The sequence below is a fragment of the Sphingobacterium sp. N143 genome (assembly GCF_030325625.1).
Lineage (GTDB): Bacteria > Bacteroidota > Bacteroidia > Sphingobacteriales > Sphingobacteriaceae > Sphingobacterium.
Genome location: NZ_JACAIS010000003.1, coordinates 76,403 through 99,255, shown reverse-complemented (window position 1 = coordinate 99,255; position 22,853 = coordinate 76,403). Strand labels below are relative to the sequence as shown.

Annotated in this window: 14 protein-coding genes; 12 read left to right on the top strand and 2 right to left on the bottom strand. The window is 42.0% G+C overall.

Annotated features, from left to right (window positions below):
- Window positions 1-149: 149 nt before the first annotated feature.
- The 6 genes from HX021_RS06760 to HX021_RS06735 all read left to right on the top strand — a co-directional run bounded on the left by HX021_RS06760 (window position 150) and on the right by HX021_RS06735 (window position 8,396).
- Window positions 150-689, top strand: a complete 540-nt coding sequence (locus HX021_RS06760; protein WP_286589390.1) for a carboxymuconolactone decarboxylase family protein — start codon at window positions 150-152, stop codon at window positions 687-689.
- Between the two features lie 47 nt (window positions 690-736).
- Window positions 737-1,180 carry a carboxymuconolactone decarboxylase family protein gene (locus HX021_RS06755; RefSeq protein WP_286589389.1) on the top strand — a complete coding sequence of 148 codons (444 nt, stop codon included), beginning with the start codon at window positions 737-739 and terminating at the stop codon, window positions 1,178-1,180.
- A gap of 51 nt (window positions 1,181-1,231) precedes the next feature.
- The gene (locus tag HX021_RS06750; protein WP_286589388.1) at window positions 1,232-2,068 is read left to right on the top strand and encodes a helix-turn-helix domain-containing protein; all 837 of its coding nucleotides are present in this window, start codon (window positions 1,232-1,234) and stop codon (window positions 2,066-2,068) included.
- A gap of 194 nt (window positions 2,069-2,262) precedes the next feature.
- Window positions 2,263-3,423, top strand: a complete 1,161-nt coding sequence (locus HX021_RS06745; RefSeq protein WP_286589387.1) for a vWA domain-containing protein — start codon at window positions 2,263-2,265, stop codon at window positions 3,421-3,423.
- 63 nt (window positions 3,424-3,486) lie between these two features.
- Window positions 3,487-4,953 carry a sigma 54-interacting transcriptional regulator gene (locus HX021_RS06740; RefSeq protein WP_286589386.1) on the top strand — a complete coding sequence of 489 codons (1,467 nt, stop codon included), beginning with the start codon at window positions 3,487-3,489 and terminating at the stop codon, window positions 4,951-4,953.
- A 488-nt stretch (window positions 4,954-5,441) separates the two neighbouring features.
- The gene (locus HX021_RS06735; protein ID WP_286589385.1) at window positions 5,442-8,396 is read left to right on the top strand and encodes a DNA polymerase III subunit alpha; all 2,955 of its coding nucleotides are present in this window, start codon (window positions 5,442-5,444) and stop codon (window positions 8,394-8,396) included.
- A 51-nt stretch (window positions 8,397-8,447) separates the two neighbouring features.
- On the opposite strand, the gene HX021_RS06730 is transcribed toward HX021_RS06735, so the two are convergent.
- The gene (locus HX021_RS06730; RefSeq protein WP_286589384.1) at window positions 8,448-9,638 is read right to left on the bottom strand and encodes an exo-beta-N-acetylmuramidase NamZ family protein; all 1,191 of its coding nucleotides are present in this window, start codon (window positions 9,636-9,638) and stop codon (window positions 8,448-8,450) included.
- A gap of 429 nt (window positions 9,639-10,067) precedes the next feature.
- Here HX021_RS06730 and HX021_RS06725 point away from each other — a divergent pair, with 429 nt between their 5' ends.
- Entirely contained in the window at window positions 10,068-10,565 is a 498-nt protein-coding gene (locus HX021_RS06725; RefSeq protein ID WP_286589383.1) for an isochorismatase family protein, read from the top strand.
- Window positions 10,566-10,717: 152 nt separating this feature from the next.
- On the opposite strand, the gene HX021_RS06720 is transcribed toward HX021_RS06725, so the two are convergent.
- On the bottom strand, window positions 10,718-13,441 hold the full coding sequence (locus HX021_RS06720; protein WP_286589382.1) for a substrate-binding domain-containing protein: 2,724 nt from the start codon (window positions 13,439-13,441) through the stop codon (window positions 10,718-10,720).
- Window positions 13,442-13,914: 473 nt separating this feature from the next.
- On the opposite strand from HX021_RS06720, the gene HX021_RS06715 reads away from it, so the two are divergent.
- From HX021_RS06715 to HX021_RS06695, 5 genes are all read left to right on the top strand, one after another.
- Complete coding sequence (locus tag HX021_RS06715; RefSeq protein ID WP_286589381.1) at window positions 13,915-15,237, top strand: sugar porter family MFS transporter; 1,323 nt, start codon at window positions 13,915-13,917, stop codon at window positions 15,235-15,237.
- A gap of 64 nt (window positions 15,238-15,301) precedes the next feature.
- Window positions 15,302-16,246, top strand: a complete 945-nt coding sequence (locus tag HX021_RS06710; RefSeq protein ID WP_286589380.1) for a carbohydrate kinase family protein — start codon at window positions 15,302-15,304, stop codon at window positions 16,244-16,246.
- A 45-nt stretch (window positions 16,247-16,291) separates the two neighbouring features.
- Window positions 16,292-19,417: a SusC/RagA family TonB-linked outer membrane protein gene (locus HX021_RS06705; RefSeq protein WP_286589379.1), complete on the top strand. Its 3,126-nt coding sequence runs from the start codon at window positions 16,292-16,294 to the stop codon at window positions 19,415-19,417.
- A gap of 21 nt (window positions 19,418-19,438) precedes the next feature.
- Window positions 19,439-21,121 (top strand): RagB/SusD family nutrient uptake outer membrane protein, encoded by a 1,683-nt coding sequence (locus HX021_RS06700; protein WP_286589378.1) that lies wholly within the window; start codon window positions 19,439-19,441, stop codon window positions 21,119-21,121.
- Between the two features lie 106 nt (window positions 21,122-21,227).
- Window positions 21,228-22,739 carry a glycoside hydrolase family 32 protein gene (locus HX021_RS06695; RefSeq protein WP_286589377.1) on the top strand — a complete coding sequence of 504 codons (1,512 nt, stop codon included), beginning with the start codon at window positions 21,228-21,230 and terminating at the stop codon, window positions 22,737-22,739.
- Window positions 22,740-22,853: the final 114 nt, after the last annotated feature.

Here is a 22,853-nt window from a genome sequence, read left to right as displayed (position 1 = left end):
CCTTCAGGTTGGGCTCAGGCTAACCAATAATTTTTTGGTGTTGGGAAGTTTAGATAATTTAAAGGGAAGTAGAGGTACTTTTAAGGCCTGTTTACCTGCTTACCTTTGGAATATCAATAACAGAAACAATTAATATAATAATCATTCAAATGGAAAACACAATCAAAGTTTTAAAAAGAGAAGAAGTGTCTGCGAAAAATCAGCAGATTTTTGACCGATTAAAAAAGGCTTATGGTGCCGTTCCAAATCTGTATTCAACCTTGGCCTATTCTGAAAATGCCCTTGAAGCGTACATCAATCTTGAAAGCAGTAATACTTCGTTAACAAGTAAGGAAATTGAAGCAGCTACCCTTGTCGTAAGTGAAGTCAATCAGTGCTTCTATTGCCTGAGTGCCCATACCATGGTCGCAAAACTAAAAGGGTTCACTGAAGAGCAGACACTTGAAATCAGGAGAGGTGAGGCCAGTTTTGACAAGAAATTGGATGCACTGGTAAAGCTTACCAAGCAATTATCGGAAAATAGACATCCCGGCGATGGAGTATTGGTCACTCATTTTTTTGAAGCAGGCTATACCAAAGAAAATCTTATTGATTTAATTGTCCATATTGGGGACAGAACGATCAGCAACATTCTGCATGCTGTAACACAAGTACCAAATGAATTTCCACGGGCAAAGAGCATTTGCTAACGGAAACATTTAAATGTAAGAGTTGATAACACATAAAATTTCAAACGATGTTAAAATTAAGAATGGACATTGGAAAAGCAGAACCAAAATTATATAAAGCAATGGGAACTGTCGACAGATATCTATCCACATTAGAGCTTGAACCAAAACTTCAGGAACTTATACGGACGAGAGTTTCACAACTAAATGGCTGTGGTTATTGTATCAATGCGCATACACAAGCAGCACTCGAACTGGGGGAAACAGCACAGCGTCTATTTGCACTTGCTGCATGGTGGGAGACACCATTCTTTACCGAAATGGAACAGGCAGTCCTAAAGCTTGCGGAGGAAGTCGCCCAAATCGATCAAGGAGGTGTTTCTGATGCGACCTATGAACATGCATTATCCCTACTCGGCGAACAGAAGCTCGCCCAGGTCATCTTGGTCACTGTTACCATCGGCAGCTGGAACCGGATTGCCGTTGCCATGCATATGGTGGCTGGACAATGATCTAAGCACATTTGCTGGTGATTTTCTATTTTATATTAAATAAGGACAAAGATGGTACACGAATATAACGAAAGTGCGACATCAGGAAAATTTATAATGCATAGTGGAGATAAATCATTTAAGGGTAAGGGGCTTAGTTATCAAGACCCTTACCCCGTTAATACTTTTATTTACAACAAAGACGAAGCACAGGAGGTGCTTATAGATATGATCCCGTATACTATGCCTGCTAATAGTATTCTTCCTTTGGTTTCCAATCAACATTTTATCTTTCAGCATCCAGAAACAATAACGGCCTGGCAATTTAATCGTGAATTTTACTGTATTATCGATCATGATGTCGAGGTCGGATGTGTTGGTTTTCTCTTTTATGGTATTAAACACCCGATGTTTATCCAGATGAATGATGAAGAAGTAGAGGAGCTGTCTCAACTGGAAAAAAATCTATCGAATGAACTGGCAATACATGACAATTTTCAAGGAGAAATGCTGCGTACATTATTGAAAAGAATGATCATAAAGATAACCAGAATGGCAAAACAGCAACATGAAAGCTATCAACAGTTTCCGGACGAAAAAATGGATATCGTTCGTAGATTTTCTTTATTACTTGAGCAAAATTTTAAAACAGAACACGCAGTCAGCTTTTATGCCGAAAAGCTCAATAAGTCACCAAAAACACTCAGCAATGTCTTTTTCTTATTGAAACAACCGACTCCATCACAATTAATTCGGGATAGGCTCATACTTGAAGCCAAGCGTTATCTCCATTTTACTACAAAGACCGCTAAAGAAATAGCCTACGAACTTGGCTTTGAGAATCCAGCACATTTTAGCCGTTTTTTTAAACAGTATAGTGGTAAGAAAACGTCGGATTTCAAACATTGATCCATAGCAGAGGTTTTGACAACAGGCATGGAAACTTTAATTTAAAGACATCGATGCCGGTTTGTGTCATCCGATCGATAGGAATTATATTTATCAGGCAAGTCAATTGATGAAAAGATATGATTAAACACGGGCATCGCTCGTTATAAAAATTAATATTTCGTAAATTCATGTTATGAAGCGATTCCGATTTAATGGACGAAGAGCTTCTTTATACGAAGCAGAATGAACGCATGGAAAGCACGAAACGAAATAGCGGTTTTTTCTTTAAGCAATACGACGAGCCGTTTCAAACGCCTTTTGATAAATTATTTGCCATTTTCAAAGAGTTGATCACCCATACTTCCGGCGATTTTGATGAAGCTATTGATTGGTTGCGTGAATTGGATCGAGAGTACAAACTGACTACGCCAGAATACACCATAGACGATTTCATTGCCGATCTGAAGAATAAAGGATACATCAGGGAACGATTGGAGTTTGGTGGCGATGGTGGTGTAGATATTACCTCAAAATTGGAAAAAGCCCTGCGGCAGCATGCCCTGGATCAGATTTTTGGAAAGATGCGAAAAGGGAAGTCAGGCAATCATAAAACCAATCATCAGGGGCGGAGCGACGAAAATATGGGCGATTTTAGAAGTTATCAATATGGAGATAGTCTCGAGAAAATAGCATTGACCGAGAGCCTGAAAAATGCACAGATCAATCATGGGATAGGCGAGTTTACCTTATCCGAAAATGACCTGGTGGTAGAGGACACACAGTTTAAGTCGCAGATGAGTACGGTGTTGATGATCGATATCAGTCATAGCATGATCCTGTACGGCGAAGACAGGATCACACCGGCAAAGAAAGTGGCCATGGCCTTGTCAGAGCTCATCCTCACGCGCTATCCCAAAGATTCCCTTGACGTCATTGTCTTCGGTAACGATGCCTGGCCTATAGCGATAAAGGACCTTCCATATCTGCAAGTGGGGCCATTCCATACCAATACGGTTGCTGGTTTACAGTTGGCGATGGATATACTCCGGCGGAAACGACATGCCAACAAGCAAATATTTATGATTACAGACGGAAAGCCAAGCTGTTTGAATATGCCGGATGGCACCTATTATAAGAATCCGATGGGATTGGACCCTTTTATCACCAGCAAGTGCTATAGCATGGCCGCACAGGCCCGTAAGCTGGGGATACCGATCACCACCTTTATGATCACTTCAGATCCTTATCTGCAGCAATTTGTCGACGAATTTACGGCGTCAAATCAGGGCAAGGCCTACTACACAGGACTTGGAGACCTCGGCGAAATGATTTTTGAGGATTACGAAGAAAATCGCAAAAAAAGGATACGGTAAACAATTTGTTTAGCGATAAGAAAGATACATCTTGCGCAGCATTTGCGCTCATCATAAGAACATATGGATTACACGAAGATTACAACATTCGGTGCACTGAAAGCATCAGGCTACAAACCTAAGACAATAAAAGAAGAATTACGTCAGAACCTGATTACAAAAATAAGTAAAGGTGAAACCGTGTTTACCGGAGTACATGGTTACGAGGACACCGTTATTCCCGAGCTTGAAAGAGCTATTCTCTCCAAGCACAACATCAATTTTCTGGGACTCCGCGGTCAGGCCAAGACACGCCTGGCCCGGCTTATGGTCAACCTGCTGGATGAATATGTGCCTCTGGTAGAGGGTTCAGAGATCAATGATGATCCATATCAGCCCATATCACGCTATGCGCTCGAGTTATTGAAGGAAAAAGGTGATGATACGCCGATAGGCTGGCTGCACCGAAGTGACCGTTTTGCTGAGAAACTTGCTACACCAGATGTGACCGTCGCCGATCTGATCGGTGATGTAGATCCGATCAAAGCCGCCAATTTGAGGTTGAGCTATGCCGACGATCGCGTGATCCATTTTGGCATGATTCCCCGGGCCAATCGTTCGATATTTGTCATCAATGAATTGCCCGATCTTCAGGCACGCATTCAGGTGGCACTTTTCAATATATTGCAGGAGGGAGATATCCAGATCCGTGGATTTAAGTTGCGCCTACCATTGGACGTACAGTTTGTGTTCACGGCCAATCCAGAAGATTACACCAACCGGGGAAGTATTGTGACTCCGCTGAAGGATCGGATAGGATCGCAGATACTGACACATTACCCCACATCAATTGAGATAGCGAAAGCAATTACTGCCCAGGAGGCTAACCTCGAAGCGGCACAGAAAGAGCAAATCTACATTCCAGAACTGGCTCAAGAATTGATTGAGCAGATCAGTTTTGAAGCCCGAAATAGCGAATATGTGGACGAAAAAAGCGGCGTCAGCGCACGGATGAGCATTACAGCATTTCAGAACTTACTTAGTACTGCCGAATTGCGGATGCTCCGAAATGGGGCGAGTGAGACAGCCGTGCGCCTGAGTGATTTTATGGGTATCGTGCCTGCTATCACCGGCAAGGTCGAGCTCGTTTACGAAGGCGAGCAGGAGGGAGCAGCCACTGTTGCGGTACAATTGATCGAGAATGCAGTAAAAAGCCTATTTTCGGTCTTGTTTCCCAAAATTGAGAAACTCGAAAAGGAGAATGAGCGCTATCCTTACGATGACATTGTCCGCTGGTTTTCGGAATCGGAAGGCATCGAACTATCCGATGAGCTCACAGATGCCGATTATGAGCACATATTGGATCAGGCGACACCTGTCCGTGCGTTGATACAGCAATACCAGCCACAGACGAAACCCGAAGATCGTTATTTCCTGACCGAATTTATCCTTTGGGGACTGGCCTTAAATAACAAATTAAGTAAATATAGACTAGGCAATGGCCTGCAGTTTCAGGATAACTTTCAACACTATCTGCGAAACAATCTGTAACGAGCGGATAACGCCTCCCTTGATCAAATCTTTCAGCATTAAAATAAACATTCAGCGCGTGGTGATAAGTAATTACCACGCCTGCTGGCGTAAGTCAATTTTTGATTCCCCCCGTTGTACACAATATATGGCAAAGTCGGATGATGCTAACCAAAGAATAACAGTGACATCACAAGGTCTGTTGTTCGTACTTTCCGGGTAAGTCCATGGGAGCTTTCAGGGGATCATGTTCCATTTTATCGTTTTACAATTAAACGATCGATGATTATTCGATCAGTAATGCTCTGTGTTTAAAATTATCATGCTGTATCACAGCGCGATATGTTTTATCTCAGATTTGTTTTGCTATTTTTTGCTAAAAATATTAGTAATTTTAAAGCGTGATCAGTTGTCAAAATCAATCAAAATGATGTTAAATACAACTTATCGATGGAAAACAATAATACAAACAATATGCGCTTCCATACCGGAGCAGAAAAGAGGGAGACATGCTATTAAATCTTCATAGTAACTTCAGCCTGCGCTATGGCACATTGAGCCTTAAGGACCTGATCGCTGGCATGGTCGCCGGAGGGTACGATACTGCAGTGCTTACCGATATCAATAATAGTTCTGGCTCACTCGACTTTATCCGCGAAGGACGCAAAGAGGGATTAAACCTATTGACAGGGATGGAGTTCCGTCAGGGGGATAAGCTCTGCTTTGTGGCCATTGCGAAAAATGAAAAAGGGTTTAAGGAGATCAATGACTACCGGACGAAGCTCAATATGGAGCATAAGTCCGTCGAAGAGCGTGCCCCCGAATTTGAACATGTATTCGTAATCTACTCATTTTCCAGATTGAAAGATTACGCACTGAAGGATTTTGAATATATCGGCATCCGGCCGGGCGAACGGACAAAAGTCCAGCTCCTGGACCGACAGCTGCTGGAGCGTTGTGTTATATTGGCCCCCGTTAGTTTCGAGAAAGCAGATTATACCCTGCACCGACAGCTGCGGGCCATTGACAATAATGTGCTGATATCACAGCTCGGGCAGGGGCAGGCTGCTCCGGATGATGAAGTCTTTATGCCCAAAGAAACACTCATGGGCCTCTATGCAGATCTGCCACAGCTACTGGTCAATACACATAAATTGCTGGGGCAGTGTTCTTTCAGTTTTGATTTTTCGACTGTAAAGAACAGGGCCACATTCACGGGGAATCGGTATAATGACAAGCAGCTGCTGGTGAGATATACCATGGACGGCCTTCAGCATCGCTACGGGAAGAATGACCGGGTGGCGGCAGAGCGCATCCAGCGCGAGCTCGACATTATAGAGCAACAGCAGTTTTCAAGCTATTTTCTGATCACCGATGATATCTGCCGGTACGCCCGGGGCCGCAATTTTCATTATGTCGGACGGGGGTCGGGAGCCAACTCCGCCGTAGCCTATTGCCTGGGTATTACCGATGTCGACCCGATAGCATTGGACCTTCCCTTTGAACGGTTCCTGAACCCCAAGCGTAAAAGCCCACCTGATTTTGATGTGGATTTCAGCTGGAATGAGCGGGACGACATGTATGACTATATCTTCAATCGGTACCAGGTGGGCCACACCGCATTGATGGGAGCCATGAGCACATTCCGCTCGCGGAGCATCCTGCGTGAGCTGGGCAAAGTATACGGACTTCCCAAGGCTGAGATCGACCGCCTGATACATGAACCTGAGCACATGCTCAATAAAAACGAAGTGACACATACCATTCTTTCAGTGTACAACCGTATGGCAGACTTCCCCAATCAGCGGACCATACACCCCTCAGGCGTGCTGATCTCCGAAGAGCCGCTTACCTGCTACTCCGCCATGGACAATCCACCCAAAGGGCTGCCGACCATGCAGTTTGATATGTATGTGGCCGAAGATATCGGCTTTGAGAAATATGATATCCTGTCCCAGCGGGGAATTGGGCATATCAAAGATTGCCGGACCATTGTCCGGGAAAACTTGGGGGAGCTGATCGATACCAGCAATCCCAAGCGCTTCTTCGATGACCCCAATATCGCAGCACAGCTCAAGTCGGCCAATAGCATCGGCTGCTTCTATATCGAAAGCCCGGCTATGCGGCAGTTATTGACCAAGTTGCGCTGTGACGATTACCTGACCCTTGTGGCGGCTTCGTCTATCATCAGGCCAGGTGTTGCCAGTTCGGGCATGATGAGCGAATTTATCAAGCGGCACCACGATCCATCAAGTGTATCCTATCCACATCCCGTGTTTCAGGAGCAGTTGCAGGAGACCTATGGTGTGATGGTCTATCAGGAAGATGTGATGAAAATTGCCAATGCCTATGGAGGTCTCGATATGTCCGATGCCGATGTGCTGCGGCGGATGATGTCGGGTAAGTACAGGAATAAAGGCCATCTCATTGAGATTGAGGACAAATTTTTCATCAACTGCAAAGCCAAAGGATACGACGAAAAAGTCAGCCGGGAGATCTGGCGGCAGATGGAAAGCTTTGCTGGCTATTCCTTTAACAAGGCGCACTCTGCATCCTACGCGGTTGAGAGCTATCAGAGCCTTTTCCTCAAGACCTATTATCCGCTGGAGTTTATGGTTGCGGTGCTCAACAATTACGGTGGGTTTTATAACCGCAAGGTGTATGTCAACGAGGCTCGCATTGCAGGGGGCAACATCTGCCAGCCCTGTGTCAACCGCTCTGCTTTCAACACTTCGATTCATGGCAAAGACATCTATCTGGGCTTTGACTGCCTGCTGCACCTGGAAAACGAACTCGCACGACGGATCGTCGAAGAACGCGAACGGCATGGTGAATACCAGAGTTTGGAGCAATTTATCCAGCGTACTTCGGCAGGCTTGGAGCAGATCATCATTCTGATACGTGTAGGCGCATTGCGCTTTACCGGAGACGGCAAGAAACCCTTGTTGTGGCAGGCCCATCTCCTGATGAACAAACACAGGCCCAAGCAGGTGGGACAGGTCCTGTTTGAGACAACATCCAAAAAACCAGTGCTACCACCACTGGAGGAGAATGTCCTTGAAGATTATTACGATGAGATGGAGCTGATGGGCTTTTGTGTTACCGGAAGCATGTTTGACCTGGCCCGAAGTGATTATCGTGGCGATGTGCTGGCCAAAGATCTGGCCCAGCACGAGGGCAAGGTCATCCGTATGGTAGGGGACTTTGTCTGCGAAAAATTTGTCAAGACGAAGCGGGGGGAGCTTATGAAGTTCGGCACCTTTTTCGATGCCGAAGGCCTATTTTTCGATACCGTACATTTTCCGCAGAGCTTGGCAAAATACCCGCTGCGTGATACCGGAATTTATCTGATCGAGGGAAAAGTTGTCGTCGACTATGGCTGTGCTTCTCTTGAGGTGATCCGCTGTGCCAAGATGCCCCTAAAACCCGATCCCCGGAAAGAGGAGGACCAGGTTGTTTTTTAATGAAGTCTTTCACAGATAATAGTTATGAAACAGTATAATACGTGCGTTAAGTTATTGATATATTAAATATTTTTCACGCATCTGCTTATACTTAGCAAGACCAGGTTTCCAGCTTTTGCGGATATCATCCTCGCTCATGCCAGCAATTATCTGTTCCTTTAACAAGGAGCCTCCTGCCAATTTATCAAAGACTACGATTTCTTTGCTCTGCTTGTTATCGAAAAATATTGCTTTATCAGGAAACTTGTTGTAGGTCTCGATCAGCCATGACAGCTCTATTTTTCCAGCACTTCTGATTTCCTTCAAGTCTACGTTTCTTAAGTCCAGTCCAAAGCATTCTTTACCCAAGTGAATTGGTGTTGCACTCATGTTCTTTATACTTTTGGGTGTGAATGAGAAATTATAGATACCTTTAAAATCAGGTGCGCCTATTACTGTGAACGGAAACTTTGTGCCCCTTCCTTCACTTAATACAGTTCCTTCGAATAGGCAGGTAGACGGATATAAAAGAACAGCCTGGTAGGTGTTTATATTTGGCGACATATGAACAGGTGGAATATACTCCATCTCATGACTGTAATTGGCAACCGGGATAACCTTTATTTTGCATTTAACACCGTTGGCTAGCCATCCTTCACCATTGATCATCTGCGCATATTCACCAACAGTCATGCCATGTGTAATTGGTACTGGGTGCATGCCAATGTCTGATTTATACGCCATATTTAGTATAGGGCCGTCAATGAAGTAACCGTTCGGATTCGGCCGGTCCAATATGAGCAATTCCTTGCCATTCTCGGCACAAGCCTCCATAACCCTGTGCATGGTTGCGATATACGTGAAATACCTTACCCCAATATCTTGTATGTCAAAAATCATTAAGTCAACATCATCCAACATTTTCCTTGTTGGCTTATTCGTTTTTCCGTAAAGAGAAACAACTTTTACGCCTGTTGTGGGATCAACGTCATCTTTTACCTTGACTCCGGCTCCTACGTCGCCACGAAAACCATGCTCAGGGCCAAATACTTTAACGATATTAACTCCTAATGATAAGAGGCTGTCGACACTTGATTTATGGCCAATACGTGAAGTAGGGTTGACTACCATCCCGATCCTTTTACCCTTTAGGTAGTCAAGATACTCGGGTATTCGGTCTGCACCTGGTACTATCTGTGAAATTGCAGATTGAGCAATCAAAAAGAAGAGAAAGATAAGTGGACTGATTTTTCTAATTTCCATGACATATAGATTATAAGCATTCTGTTCTAACGAAAGAGGTGGTTTAAATAAGTTTATAGCTGGATGGAAGCTTCTCACATGAAGCTGACATAGACTTTTCTCAATTTTAATGTAAGGATATCAATAAAAAACTAAATACGCAACAAAATGCATAATAATTTGAAAATATGTGCTTTGAATTTATTTTAATGCCTAATGTTTTGAATGTTAGTTTGTTATTGTCTCTTTTGTTTCATGGGAAGTTTTGCGGATCTCATTGTGAAATTGCATAAAAATGCAATAAGTCGCTCGTTCTATCTAGTATTATTAGAAAAGGATCTACGCTATCCAATAGATTATTCACAAACTTTTAAAACTAAATAGGCTTAGCTTTTGTCCTGATATTGGAAGCATTTGGGGGTGGTTTGAAAGAATCTGAGAACAAATGATTTGGTTCGTAACATCTGTGCATTGTCCGAGATGGCCAAAGGTTTCAACATTCCTATTGTGCTATCAACGGTAAATGTAGCCACAGGTAGAAACAAAGAAACAATAAAAGCTTTAAAACAAGTTCTTACAGATGAGACCTCTTACGACAGAACTTCCATTAATGCATGGGAAGATTACGAGTTCTTGGAAGCTGTTAAAGCAACAGGGCGTAAAAAGCTGGTTATGTGTGCGCTATGGACAGAGGCCTGTCTTTCATTTCCGGCATTGGATGCCTTAAGTGAAGGTTATGATGTTTTTGCCCCTGTTGATTGTGTTGGTGGTACTTCTAAGGAAGCACATGATGCGGCATTAAGCCGAATGCAACAAGCCGGTGCGAAATTAACCTCGCTAACTCAACTCTCCTGCGAATGGCAACGTGACTGGAACCGAGAAGCAACTGTACCGGTATTCGCCAAAGCTCTGGTAGCAAATGGATCATTCCTTGGAGAAACTTTATAGTAAATCTTGATTGACCAAACAGTAATTATAAAAAATAAAGGTGCCCACATAAAGGGCACCTTTATTTTTTATAAGAGTTGTAAATAGGAAAAAATCCTTATGCTGTATTCGACATAGTTATAAAAAAAGACAGGACCTAATGCATCCAACTGTTATTTTTTCAATTTGTCTTTTCTGTATACTGAAGGAGTTATTCCAAAGTATTTTCTAAAAGCTGCTGTAAAGTATGTTCCGGATGAAAAACCGACCTTCTCAGCGACTTCGTTGATTTGAAGGCCTTCGAGCAATAAATGCTGGGATTTGGTCAACCGTCGCTGTAGTAGAAAATCATTGACACTACAGTTTAATAAAGCTTTAGTTTTGCGGTAAAGCTGGACTCTGGACAGTTTTAATTCTTTGGCTATGTCTTCAATACTTAGATTCTTATTTCCAAGATGACCTTCTATTATCAGCGTCAGGTTTTGAATAAAACGTTTGTCCTGTGCAGTATGTTGTTGTGATTCAATTTGACTGTTGTTAGTTCTGTTAATGCTCAAATAGTGTTCTTTTAGTAGCAGGCGTGAAGCAATGAGATTGGTAATGACCGCCCTCAGGTGATCCACCTTGAAAGGCTTGGTTAAGTATCCATCAGCTAGGTGTCGCATTCCCTCGATCTTGCTTTCCTCTGTGTCGACGGCGCTAAGCAAAAGGACAGGAATCTGGTTGAATCTCAGACTGCTTTTGATTGACTTAAGTAGTTCAATGCCTGTTTCGTCCGGTAGCATAATATCACTTACGATCAAATCGGGATAATTGCTTTCCAATTTTTTTAGCGCTTCGGCATAACTTGTTGCAAACACAATATTGTAGGTCGGTGCTAGTATTTCTTTCAGAAAGCTTCTTATTTCAGCATGATCTTCAACAATTAATATAGTAGAAGCTCTTTCTGAGCAAAAAGAGACATTCTCACTTTCATATTCATCGATATTTTCGGGCATTATGATCTGTTCATAATCAATGTTGGAAGATGTATGCTCCCCATTTTTCTTTTCTTCTGTGGACAAATGATGGTCTCCGACAGGAAGCCGCAAAGTGAAAGCAGAACCAGCCCCCTTTTTACTGCTTGCGGTTATCTGCCCATGATGAAGATCTACGATCTGTTTTACATAGGCCAAGCCAATGCCTGATCCCAATTGATGGTTCTCTCCCTGATAAAAAGTGTCAAATATTTGATCCATATCATTTGCAGCTATTCCTGCTCCATTATCAATGATCTTAATATGAAAATAGTCTCCAAAAGTATTTTCTTCGATAACAAAGTTTATTCCACCACCTTTTTGGGTGTATTTAAATGCATTGGACAATAGATTTGAAAGAGCATGTTCCATGAGGTGTTTATCAACCCAGATTTCTTGGTGTGATGTCTTGTTCACATAACTAAGTGAGATACCTCTTTTTTTTGCAAATGGCTTAAAATTGGATACGATTTGTTGAATAAAACTATTTACTTGGATAGCTTCCGCCTGTAGTTTCAATTTGGATTTGTCTATTCGATGAATATCGATAAGATCACGGATTAGATCCTGCAATTTTTGTGTATTACGCTTTATATAAAGAAGATGATCCTTCCCTGTTGGTGACAGCATCTTTTCCTTTTCTAATTCTTCCAATGGCCCCATTATAAGGGTTAGGGGCGTTTTGAATTCATGGGATACATTTGTGAAAAATCTTCGTTGTTCCTCGGCAGCATTCCGGATCTGTTGGTTCATATCGATGATTTGCTCCTGTTGACTGAGAATTTCATGATTTTGTTCATTAAGGAGTTTATTTTTTTTACGGTTGTTGCGGATCACAACTATTGAAATGGCTCCAAAGATTACGGTTATGATGAGGCTCGTTAAAACAATACGTAATGTTGTCTTCTGGCTATTATAGATTTTATATTGACGGACAATCAGGTCCTGCCTTTTGTCGATATCCTTTTGCTGTTCTTTGATCTTATTAGACTGAAGGATCATCAGGCTTGCATTTTCTTTGTTGATGACCAGTGTTTTTAGAATGTTTTCCCTTATATAAGGTTTCTGTTCTAAAATAGATATTGCCGTACGTACAGCTTCTGTACCTCCTGTAGGGTAGAACATGGATGCATAAAGCGTTCCGTTGGCAATGTTTTCCAGACCATTACCTGTTCCTGACAAAGCATCGACGCCAATGACTTTTTTATTATTTATCCCAGCCTCCTTTAACGCCTGAATCGTTCCAAAAGCCATTTGATCATTGAAAGCAAAGATCGCATCTTGTTTTTTTAGTCGATCGATTTGTTTCTTAGCCTGTTCATAAGCTGTATTTTTGGTCCAGTCACTGTTAATTTCAATGTCTATACGTGTTGTACCTGCACTATCAATACCTCTTATTAATCCTTTTTTTCTTTCAATTGAAGCAGAGGTACCAGGCAGTCCGGTTATAATACCAATTTGACCTTCCCCGTGTATCGTCGCCGAAATAAATTGTCCTGCTAATTTACCTATTGCGAGATTATCTGCCCCCACATAGGCATTATAAAGCCCAGATGAGGTTTTTCTATCAGTTACGATAACAGGTATTTTTAATCGAAATACAGAATCTACAATGGGGGTGACAGGCTCTGCTTCATTTGGAGATACGATTAAGAGGTCGATTTTGCTTGTTAAAAGCTCACGAATCTGTGCAATTTGCTTCTCATTGTTGCCTTGGGCATCACGGTATATAAATTGGACATTCGGATAAAAAGAAAGTTCTCTTTTCATTTCCTCTAGCATCGTTTGTCGCCAAGAATCGTTACCAATGCACTGAGAAAATGCAATGGTATATTTTTCAGTATGGTCACCTGACTGACATGCCTGAAAAATTGGTAACATAATTACCATCAAAATGATATACCATCTAAACATTCCTAAAAGATTGATTCTTTAAAATTCGGTTACTAACGGAGGTAAATTGAATGTATTACTTCCGCTACTTATTATTGATAGATTTCTGTTTCGAGTAGAAGATAATAATATTTTTCTAACAATGATTTAGATTGAACCTATTTTTAGCATTTTATTATTTGATTTTTTACCAGATCTATTTCTTTTTGTTGTCTGGGGATTTGGCTGGACCCTCTTAGTGTATAATAAACACAGTTTGGGATTGAGCCATAAATGAAACATAATCTGTATTATTTGAACGAATATTATAATCATTGATTTTAAATAATTTTATATCTTATTGATGATTAGTTGTTTGTGTTTTGTTGCTCATGTTCTAAAATTGATGTTTTTTGTTCAGTGAAAATTAAGCCATTCGCGATTGTCATGTTAATTTTGAGTCAATCAATTATAAATTTAACATGAACAAGAACACGGTTTTAGTCTGGTCATTTGTAGTGGCCTTGGGTGGATTTCTCTTCGGTTTTGATACAGCTGTTATTTCTGGCGCTGAAAAAGCGGTACAGTCATTCTGGTCTCTCAATGGGTTTCAGCATGGTCTAACTATGGCCATTGCGCTATTCGGAACGGTCATAGGCGCAGCGATGGGAGCATATCCTTCAGATCAATTGGGACGTAAGAATACGTTGTTTTTGGTAGCAGCACTTTATTTTTTCTCTGCCATTGGCACAGCATTGGCGCAAGACTGGAACTTATTTATACTATTCCGTTTTCTCGGAGGGATCGGTGTCGGTGTTTCATCTGTAACAGCACCTATTTATATATCTGAAATTTCGCCAGCAAAGTCGCGAGGTAAGTTGGTCGGATTATTCCAGTTCAATGTGGTTTTGGGTATTTTAATAGCCTACTTTTCCAATTTTTTGATCGGTTCTACCGGGTCGGAATCCTGGCGTTGGATGCTCGGTGTACAGGCCGTTCCGTCGTTGGTCTTTTTCCTGCTTATTTTCTTTGTACCTGAAAGTCCACGTTGGTTGTTATTGCACCGTAATAAAAGAGTCGAAGCAACAGCCATTATGCGTAAAGTGAGTGGTGAGCAAGCTGAAGCAGATATCGAGCAGATGTTAAACGCGCGTGAACGGTCTAAGGAAAAGGGACGTTTATTTTCCAAGCAGAATCGATTCCCGGTTATCCTTGCCGTATTGTTTGCGGTATTCAATCAGGTTTCAGGCATCAACGCCATTATTTATTATGCCCCACGGGTATTTGAGATGGCTGGTTTAGGTGCACAGAGTTCTTTGCTTTCCACCGTTGGAATAGGATTGGTAAATTTTATTTTTACACTTATCGCGATCAACTTTATCGACAAGGTTGGTCGTCGGAAACTAATGTTTATCGGCTCAGTTGGCTTGATCATTTCTCTTTCTCTTGTCTCGCATGCTTTTTTTTTAGGTAATGTTGAAGGGCTAAAAGTGACTATTTATTTAATGCTGTTTATTGCATTTTTTGCTTTTTCTCAAGGCGCGGTAATCTGGGTCTTTATTTCAGAGATATTTCCCAATGATGTACGTGCTAAAGGACAAACATTAGGTAGTTTGACCCATTGGATAATGGCCGCTATAATTACTTTTTGCTTTCCCGCGCTTACTGAATTGCTTGGGGGAGGGTATACATTCCTAATTTTTGCCGGATTCATGGTGCTGCAGCTCGTATATGTCTGGAAAATGATGCCGGAGACAAAAGGCAGATCGCTTGAAGATATGGACGGCACTATACCATTACATTAAGCTTATTTGATTGGAATTTACAGGAGTCTACATATACTTCGAGGGCTCATAAAATAATAATATAATGAATATTGAAACATTGAATTTAAAAGGCGTTTGTTTTGGTGAGATCTTATGGGACAATTTACCTACTGGAAGAAAATTGGGTGGGGCCCCACTCAATGTGGCCTATCATTTAAATAAGTTAGGAATCTATACCGAGATGCTGACACGTGTAGGCATTGATTCCGATGGTTTTGACATTATCGCTTTATGCAAGGAACTTTCTGTTCCGACAGCATTGTTTCAGCAGGATAGCGATCAGCCTACATCTACGGTAGAAGTACATATCGATGAAAAAAGAGATGTTCGCTATGAGATCGTCTATCCTGTCGCTTGGGATTTTATTGCCTTTGGAGAAAAGGAAATCCTAGCGGTGGAAAATGCAGACTTTTTTGTGTTCGGTAGCTTATCTACACGAAATGATATCAGCTATCTGACTTTAAAAGAACTCTTGAAAGTAGCCAGATACAAGGTGTTAGATGTTAACCTGCGAGCGCCATTTTATTCCAAAGAACGGATTTTTGAATTGTTAGGTTATGCGGATCTGGTTAAAATGAACGAGGAAGAACTTGGTCTAGTTGCGGAATGGCTTGGTCTAGATGTACGATCCAGGGATCAGGAGATGGTGGAGGTTATCATGGATCGATTTAATATAGCCGAGCTCATCGTAACTTATGGTGCAGCTGGCGCAGTTTATCATTCCTTCTCGGGGAAGTTCAGTTATCATTATCCGGCACTTCAGGTGGAAGTAAAGGACACCATAGGTAGCGGGGATTCTTTTCTGGCGGCGTTTTTATTCCTGAGATGTCAGGCCGATAGAGAAATACTGCCAGAGGAAATATTGGAGTTTGCTGCCACACTTAGCGGGTTTGTCACGCAGAGTAATGGCGCCTGTCCCAACTATGATGCAGCTACTATTAACAGGTTTGAATGGTTGAACCTGTTGCAAAAACTAAATCTCAAATAGGGGAAAAAGAAAATATTATACCATTTATTAAACGAACCAATTATTATGTTTACAAAAGAGAAAATTATACTGTTGTCCGCTTCGGTACTCTTTTCTGTTGCCAGTTTTGCGCAGCAAGTCGAGGTGACTGGGAGGATCTTGGATAGTGGGACATCTATGCCCATCGTAGGTGCATCCTTATTGATCAAAGGTACCAATCAGGCGACCAAGACCAACGATAAAGGCGAATTCATGCTACAAACAACGAGCAGTAACCCTACCTTGGAAATTACTTACGTAGGGTATGAGACGCAGACCGTAGTTATCGGCGGTAGAAAATTTCTGGACATCCGGCTGATAAATACTGAGCAGGGCCTCGAAGAGGTCGTCGTGACCGGCTATCAGACTGAGCGGAAGAAGGATTTGACCGGAGCCGTTAGCGTGGTCAATGTGAGCGAAATGATGAAAGTGCCTGAAAATAACCCGATGAAAGCCCTTCAAGGTCGTGTATCGGGCATGACGGTAACTGCTGACGGTAGCCCCAGTGGTTCTGCGACTGTACGAATGCGCGGAATCAGTTCACTGAGTAGTAATCAGGATCCTCTTTATGTCATAGATGGGATGCCCACACAGGGTGGTATGCATGAGCTCAACCCGAATGATATTGAGAGTATTCAAGTACTGAAAGATGCTTCTTCAGCAAGCATCTATGGATCACGTGCTGCCAATGGCGTTATTGTGATCACAACAAAAAAGGGAAAAATAGGATCAACAAAGCTTACATTGGATGCTTACCTGACCAGCAGTCATTTTAATAATCGCATGAAAGTGCTCAATGCGCAGCAATATGGTCAAGCCTTATGGCAGGCGACTCTCAACAGTGGTGGAGATCCGAATGGTAATAATATCGGCTACCAATTTGATTGGAGCAATAATGCGGATGGGGTTCCACAACTTAATAATATCATTATTTCCGAGTATCTGGATAAGGGGCATACGATGTATTCTGCTGATACCGATTGGTTCAATGAGATTTCCAAACCAGGCCTTCTTCAATCCTACAATGCGACCTTAAGTTCAGCTACTGAAAAATCAAGTTCATTTTTCTCCATGGGGTACCTGCGCAATAATGGAACACTTGAACACAGCAACTTTCAGCGTATTTCAGCCCGTATGAATGCCGACTACAAATTATTTGATGGTAAATTGGTTGTTGGAGAAAACTTTACGGTAAATAATACCGGAGAAGTTCAAGTGCCTGGAGATGTGCTGGACCTTTCATTAAAAGCTTTACCAATCATACCTGTCCATACCGTTGACGGCATTGGGTGGGGAGGACCCTCACTGGGAATGAATGACCGCCATAATCCAATGCGGCTGCTTTACGATAACCGAAATAATAAATATAATTACTGGCGATTATTTGGAAATGCTTACGCTGACCTACAGCTCATAAAGGATCTTCATATCCGTTCAACCTTTGGTATCGATTACAGTAATTTCTATAAACGAAATATGGAATTATCTTATCGTACAGGATTTATGAACAGCAATAGAAGCGGGGTAAACATGGAGCAATCACATGGCATGAAGTGGACCTGGTCCAATGTGGCCACATATCGCAAGGTTATCGATAAGCATACTTTTGATATTCTTGGTGGCATTGAGATGAACCGTCAGAACGACATCAAATTCAATGCCTATACAGCCGGAAATAATGCGTTTGTCATTGAAACCCCTGAATATATGTGGCCTGGAGTGAGTACGGGTGTAGCATCTGTTGGTGGTACCGCAACCGGATTTTCGTTGCTTTCATATTTCGGAAAAGCAAATTATTCCTACGATGACCGTTACCTGGCATCATTTACCATGAGACACGATGGTTCATCCCGATTTGGTAAAAACAACCGTTTTGCTACATTTCCAGCCTTAACTGCGGGATGGCGGATTTCTTCAGAAAGCTTTATGGCGAGTACAAAAGACTATATTTCGGACCTGAAACTTCGCGTTGGTTGGGGACAGACCGGAAATCAGGGGATAGGTGACCTTGCTACCTATGCACTGTTTGTTCCTGAATATGGTGTTGGCGATCCGACATGGAATATTGTCGATGGGACGGCCTATGATCTTTCTGGAGCCGGTAGCGGAACATTGCCCTCTGGATATCGGAAAACCCAAACGGAAAATAATGATCTGAAATGGGAAACTACAACGCAAACCAACATCGGCTTGGACTTCTCATTATTTAACCAAAGTCTTTATGGTTCCATAGATTGGTATGTCAAAGCAACGAAAGATATGTTGATTAATCCAGCATATATAGCTGTCGTTGGTGAAGGCGGATATCGTTGGGCAAATGGTGCCTCTATGGAGAATAAAGGTATGGACCTTTCTGCCGGTTATCGCCGAAAAACTTCGTTCGGCCTGGAATATGATCTGACAGCGGTATTTTCAGCTTATAAAAACAAAGTTACCCATCTTCCTGAAGCTGTGGAGAACTCGTATGGTGGTCGTCAGGGAGATAATATTGTCGGCCGCCCGCTTGGATCATTTTATGGATACGTTACAGACGGTATTTTTCAGAACCAGACGGAGGTGGATGCCCATGTCAACCAAACGGGTAAGGGAATTGGACGTTTACGGTATGTAAATGTTTATGATACTGATAATCAGATAACTGATATGGACCGTACCTGGATAGGGAGTCCGCATCCAGACTTCTCATATAGCTTGAATATTGCCTTGAAATACAGGGGCTTCGATCTCTCTGCCTATTTTCAGGGTATACAGGGTATTGACGTAGAAAACTGGTTGAAAAAACAAACGGATTTCTGGAGCGTGGATGATGTAAATTCCAATAAAGGTCTGCGCTTACTCAATGCATGGACACCGCAGAATCCTACTTCGACGATCCCAGCATTGCAGACAACGAGCAACAATGACGAAGGAAGGCTTTCAAATTACTTTATTGAGAATGGTTCGTATATGAAATTACGAAACCTGTCACTTGGTTATACTTTACCTACAGCAACAGCTTCCCGGTTAGGTATGAGCCGTCTTCGTATTTATGTCACTGGACAGAACCTATTTACTGTCAAGTCATCGAATTTTACGGGTGTGGATCCTGAAAATGTTGGTTGGGGGTATCCGATCCCAACAACATGGACTGCTGGTGTAAACATAGGGTTTTAAGCATATTCAAAAAATATTCCAATGAAAAGAGTACTAAACAAAATAGCGATAATAATATTGATCTCCGGAGTTCTGTCGGGATGTAGCAAGTTTTTGGATCAAACACCACAGGGCGCTTTAAGTTCCGACCAAGTAAAAGAGCCCGAGAAATTGTTGACGGCGACATATGCGGCTTTGGGTAATGACCATTATGATGTGCCATTTAGCCTGTGGCCTTACGGAACAGTGCGGTCAGATGATGCCTATAAGGGTGGGTCCGGACCACAGGACATCCAAAGTTTTCATTTTTTGGAGGTTTCAAATAACATTACGACCAATATTCCGGAGATAAATAAACTCTGGTCCCAGCTTTATATTTCAATCTCACGTGCCAATACGACCATTAAAACAATTCAGGGAATGGATGATTTTGCTGGTAAAGAAGGAAAATTGGCTGAAGCACGCTTTCTTCGTGGGCATTTTTACTTTATGCTAAAAATCCTTTTTAAATATGTACCCTATATTGATGAGAATGTACCTGTTGATGGGTATGAAACTATTTCAAATCGGGGTATGAGCAACGATGCATTATGGCAAAAAATTGCGGATGACTTCCAATATGCTGTAGACCATCTACCAGCGGCACAACCTGAAATTGGTCGCGCCAACAAGATTGCTGCAGCCGCTTATTTGGGAAAAACATATCTTTATAAAGCTTATCGTCAAGATAGCGAGGAGAAAAATCTTGTAACGGGAATCAATGCGCAGGACCTTGAAAAAGTATTGCAAAACACGGATATTGTGCTTTCGTCAAGCCATGCTTTGGAAGCAGACTTTGCATTTAACTTTCTTCCTGGGCAATATGAGAATGGCACAGAAGCACTTTTTTCAATACAGTTTTCAAAAGATGATGGGACAAAATTCGGACGTGTGAACTTTTCGGATGTACTTTCAGTACCAATGGGATTAGGCTGTTGTGATTTTAATAAGCCTAGCCAAAGCTTGGTAAATGCTTTCCGAACGACTGGAAAAGGAGTGCCATTGGAAAACTATAATACGTTGAATAAGTTTAATACTTCGGAGAAGTATGATCCCAGGCTTTTTCATACCGTAGCAATTCCGGGACTGCCTTATAAGTATAGTGCAAAACGAATATATGATGAAAGCTGGAACCGTAATCCTGCAGACTATTCCGTATATGCTTCGTTAAAAGAGAATGTGGATCCGGATTGTGACTGCTTTGTACCCATGGTGCCGTTTTATGCCAATACGAAAAACCGTATTGTTCTTCGCTTTGCAGATGTGTTGCTGATGCGCGCCGAAGCACTGATTGAACTGCATAGATCGCAGGAAGCTTTGCCGCTGATCAATCGGGTTCGGACCCGGGCAAAAAATAGTATCACTTTTACTCGATATGCAACAGATAAGACCTTTATTGATATCTATAAAAATGGTGAAAATATTTATTGGAGTGAGGAAAATGCACGTAAAGCCTTACGATGGGAGCGCCGTCTAGAGTTGGCTATGGAAAATGGCCGATTCTTTGACCTGGTACGCTGGGGGATTGCAGATCAGGCTATGAACACTTATTATGGTACAGAAAAATCCCGTCGTCCTTATTATTCGGTAGCTCATTTTACTGCAGATAAAAATGAATATCTGCCAATTCCTGAAGAACAGATTAGACTGAGCAAATATTTGTACAAGCAAAATCCAGGCTATTAATGTAGGATATGGACTATATTGTCCGATAGGGAAATTGTGAAAATCAGTGGAATGGACATTGAAAAATCTCAATAAAGAAATATGACACAAATTTAAATCGATTATTATGATAAAAAGATTAGCACTTATTTTATTGGTTGTGCCGTTATTTACTTACGGACAAAAAGGAAAAAAGGTCCTAAAACAGCAGAATAACAATTTGGAGAATTATCGCCCCGCATACCATTTCTCACCCAAGAGCGGTTGGATGAACGATCCGAATGGTCTGGTATATCTTGATGGCGAATATCATCTGTTTTTTCAGCATAACCCAGATCAACCTGTTTGGGGACCTATGCACTGGGGCCATGCGATTAGTACCGATTTAATTCATTGGAAGGAGCTGCCGATAGCCCTTTTTCCAGATAGTTTGGGTACTATTTTTTCAGGCAGTGCCGTTGTTGACAAGGGTAATACTGCGGGGTTTGGGAAAGATGCACTGGTAGCAATTTACACCAATCACAGTCATGAAATCGAGAAAAAGAAGACTGGGTTACATCAGACACAGAGCATTGCATACAGTTTGGACAAAGGCAAGACATGGATCAAATACAAAGGCAACCCTGTAATCGCCAATCCCGGAGTTTGGGATTTTAGGGACCCAAAGGTATCATGGCATAAAGAAACAGGGCAGTGGATCATGGCCTTGGCAACTAAGCAGAGCATTACATTTTACGGTTCAAAGGATCTGAAAGCTTGGGGTAAACTCAGTGAATTCGGGAAGGGCATTGGCGCACATGGAGGTGTATGGGAATGTCCGGATCTGATACGATTCAATACCAAGGAGGGAGAGAAGTGGGTATTGTTGGTGAGCATTAATCCCGGTGGACCAAATACAGGTTCAGCAACACAGTATTTTGTAGGTTCATTTGATGGACATACATTTACCACTGACCAAAAAGACATCCGTTGGATGGACTATGGCCCCGACAATTATGCCGGAGTCACTTTTTCAAATACAGGCGAACGCAATCTATTGATTGGCTGGATGAGCAATTGGGAATATGCTAACCAGGTTCCTTCAGAAACTTGGCGTAGTGGGAATACCATTGTGCGCGAACTCGGTTTAGTCAAAAATGAGACAGGCTGGATGTTGACATCGACCCCGGTTGCCGAACTGGACAAGACCAGCAAGTCAGTATTGAAATCTAAGAACATTCCAGTAAATAAAACAACAGATCTAAGTAAAGCTTTTGCCCAACTGGGAAATACGGTTGATGCATCCTTTACGCTCGACAATTTGGTAGATTTTAAAGTGGAGTTATCTAATGAAGATGGAGATCGTTTAATATTCGGTTTCGATAAAAAGAAAAATGAATATTTTATAGATCGTTCAAAGGCAGGGGAAACTAATTTCAGTGATAAGTTTATCACTAATCCCGTAGCTCCCCGTACCGTCAAAGCCGTAGGATCAGACTTACGTTTTTTACTGGACCGGAATTCAATTGAATTGTTTGCAGATAACGGCATGACAGTTATGAGCGCTTTGTTCTTCATCAAAAAGGCCTTTACGCAACTCGTTATACGAACAAATGAACATGTTGTTCTAAAAGATTTCAGTGTAAAAAAAGTCAATTAGCAACAGGAACATTTAATTATCGATGCTCGGTGGCAAGCTGAAGTACTTTAATTTATTGAGGAGAAGCCATAATTAATCATATTCCGTTTTTTGTTTATTTTTTTAGTTGATCGT

Excerpts from the sequence above, each read along its gene's own strand:
- HX021_RS06760 (WP_286589390.1), top strand. The coding sequence starts at position 150 with ATGGAAAACACAATCAAAGTTTTAAAAAGAGAAGAAGTGTCTGCGAAA.
- HX021_RS06755 (WP_286589389.1), top strand. The coding sequence starts at position 737 with ATGTTAAAATTAAGAATGGACATTGGAAAAGCAGAACCAAAATTATAT.
- HX021_RS06750 (WP_286589388.1), top strand. The coding sequence starts at position 1,232 with ATGGTACACGAATATAACGAAAGTGCGACATCAGGAAAATTTATAATG.
- HX021_RS06745 (WP_286589387.1), top strand. The coding sequence starts at position 2,263 with ATGGACGAAGAGCTTCTTTATACGAAGCAGAATGAACGCATGGAAAGC.
- HX021_RS06740 (WP_286589386.1), top strand. The coding sequence starts at position 3,487 with ATGGATTACACGAAGATTACAACATTCGGTGCACTGAAAGCATCAGGC.
- HX021_RS06735 (WP_286589385.1), top strand. The coding sequence starts at position 5,442 with ATGCTATTAAATCTTCATAGTAACTTCAGCCTGCGCTATGGCACATTG.
- HX021_RS06730 (WP_286589384.1), bottom strand. The coding sequence starts at position 9,638 with ATGGAAATTAGAAAAATCAGTCCACTTATCTTTCTCTTCTTTTTGATT.
- HX021_RS06720 (WP_286589382.1), bottom strand. The coding sequence starts at position 13,441 with ATGTTACCAATTTTTCAGGCATGTCAGTCAGGTGACCATACTGAAAAA.
- HX021_RS06715 (WP_286589381.1), top strand. The coding sequence starts at position 13,915 with ATGAACAAGAACACGGTTTTAGTCTGGTCATTTGTAGTGGCCTTGGGT.
- HX021_RS06710 (WP_286589380.1), top strand. The coding sequence starts at position 15,302 with ATGAATATTGAAACATTGAATTTAAAAGGCGTTTGTTTTGGTGAGATC.
- HX021_RS06705 (WP_286589379.1), top strand. The coding sequence starts at position 16,292 with ATGTTTACAAAAGAGAAAATTATACTGTTGTCCGCTTCGGTACTCTTT.
- HX021_RS06700 (WP_286589378.1), top strand. The coding sequence starts at position 19,439 with ATGAAAAGAGTACTAAACAAAATAGCGATAATAATATTGATCTCCGGA.
- HX021_RS06695 (WP_286589377.1), top strand. The coding sequence starts at position 21,228 with ATGATAAAAAGATTAGCACTTATTTTATTGGTTGTGCCGTTATTTACT.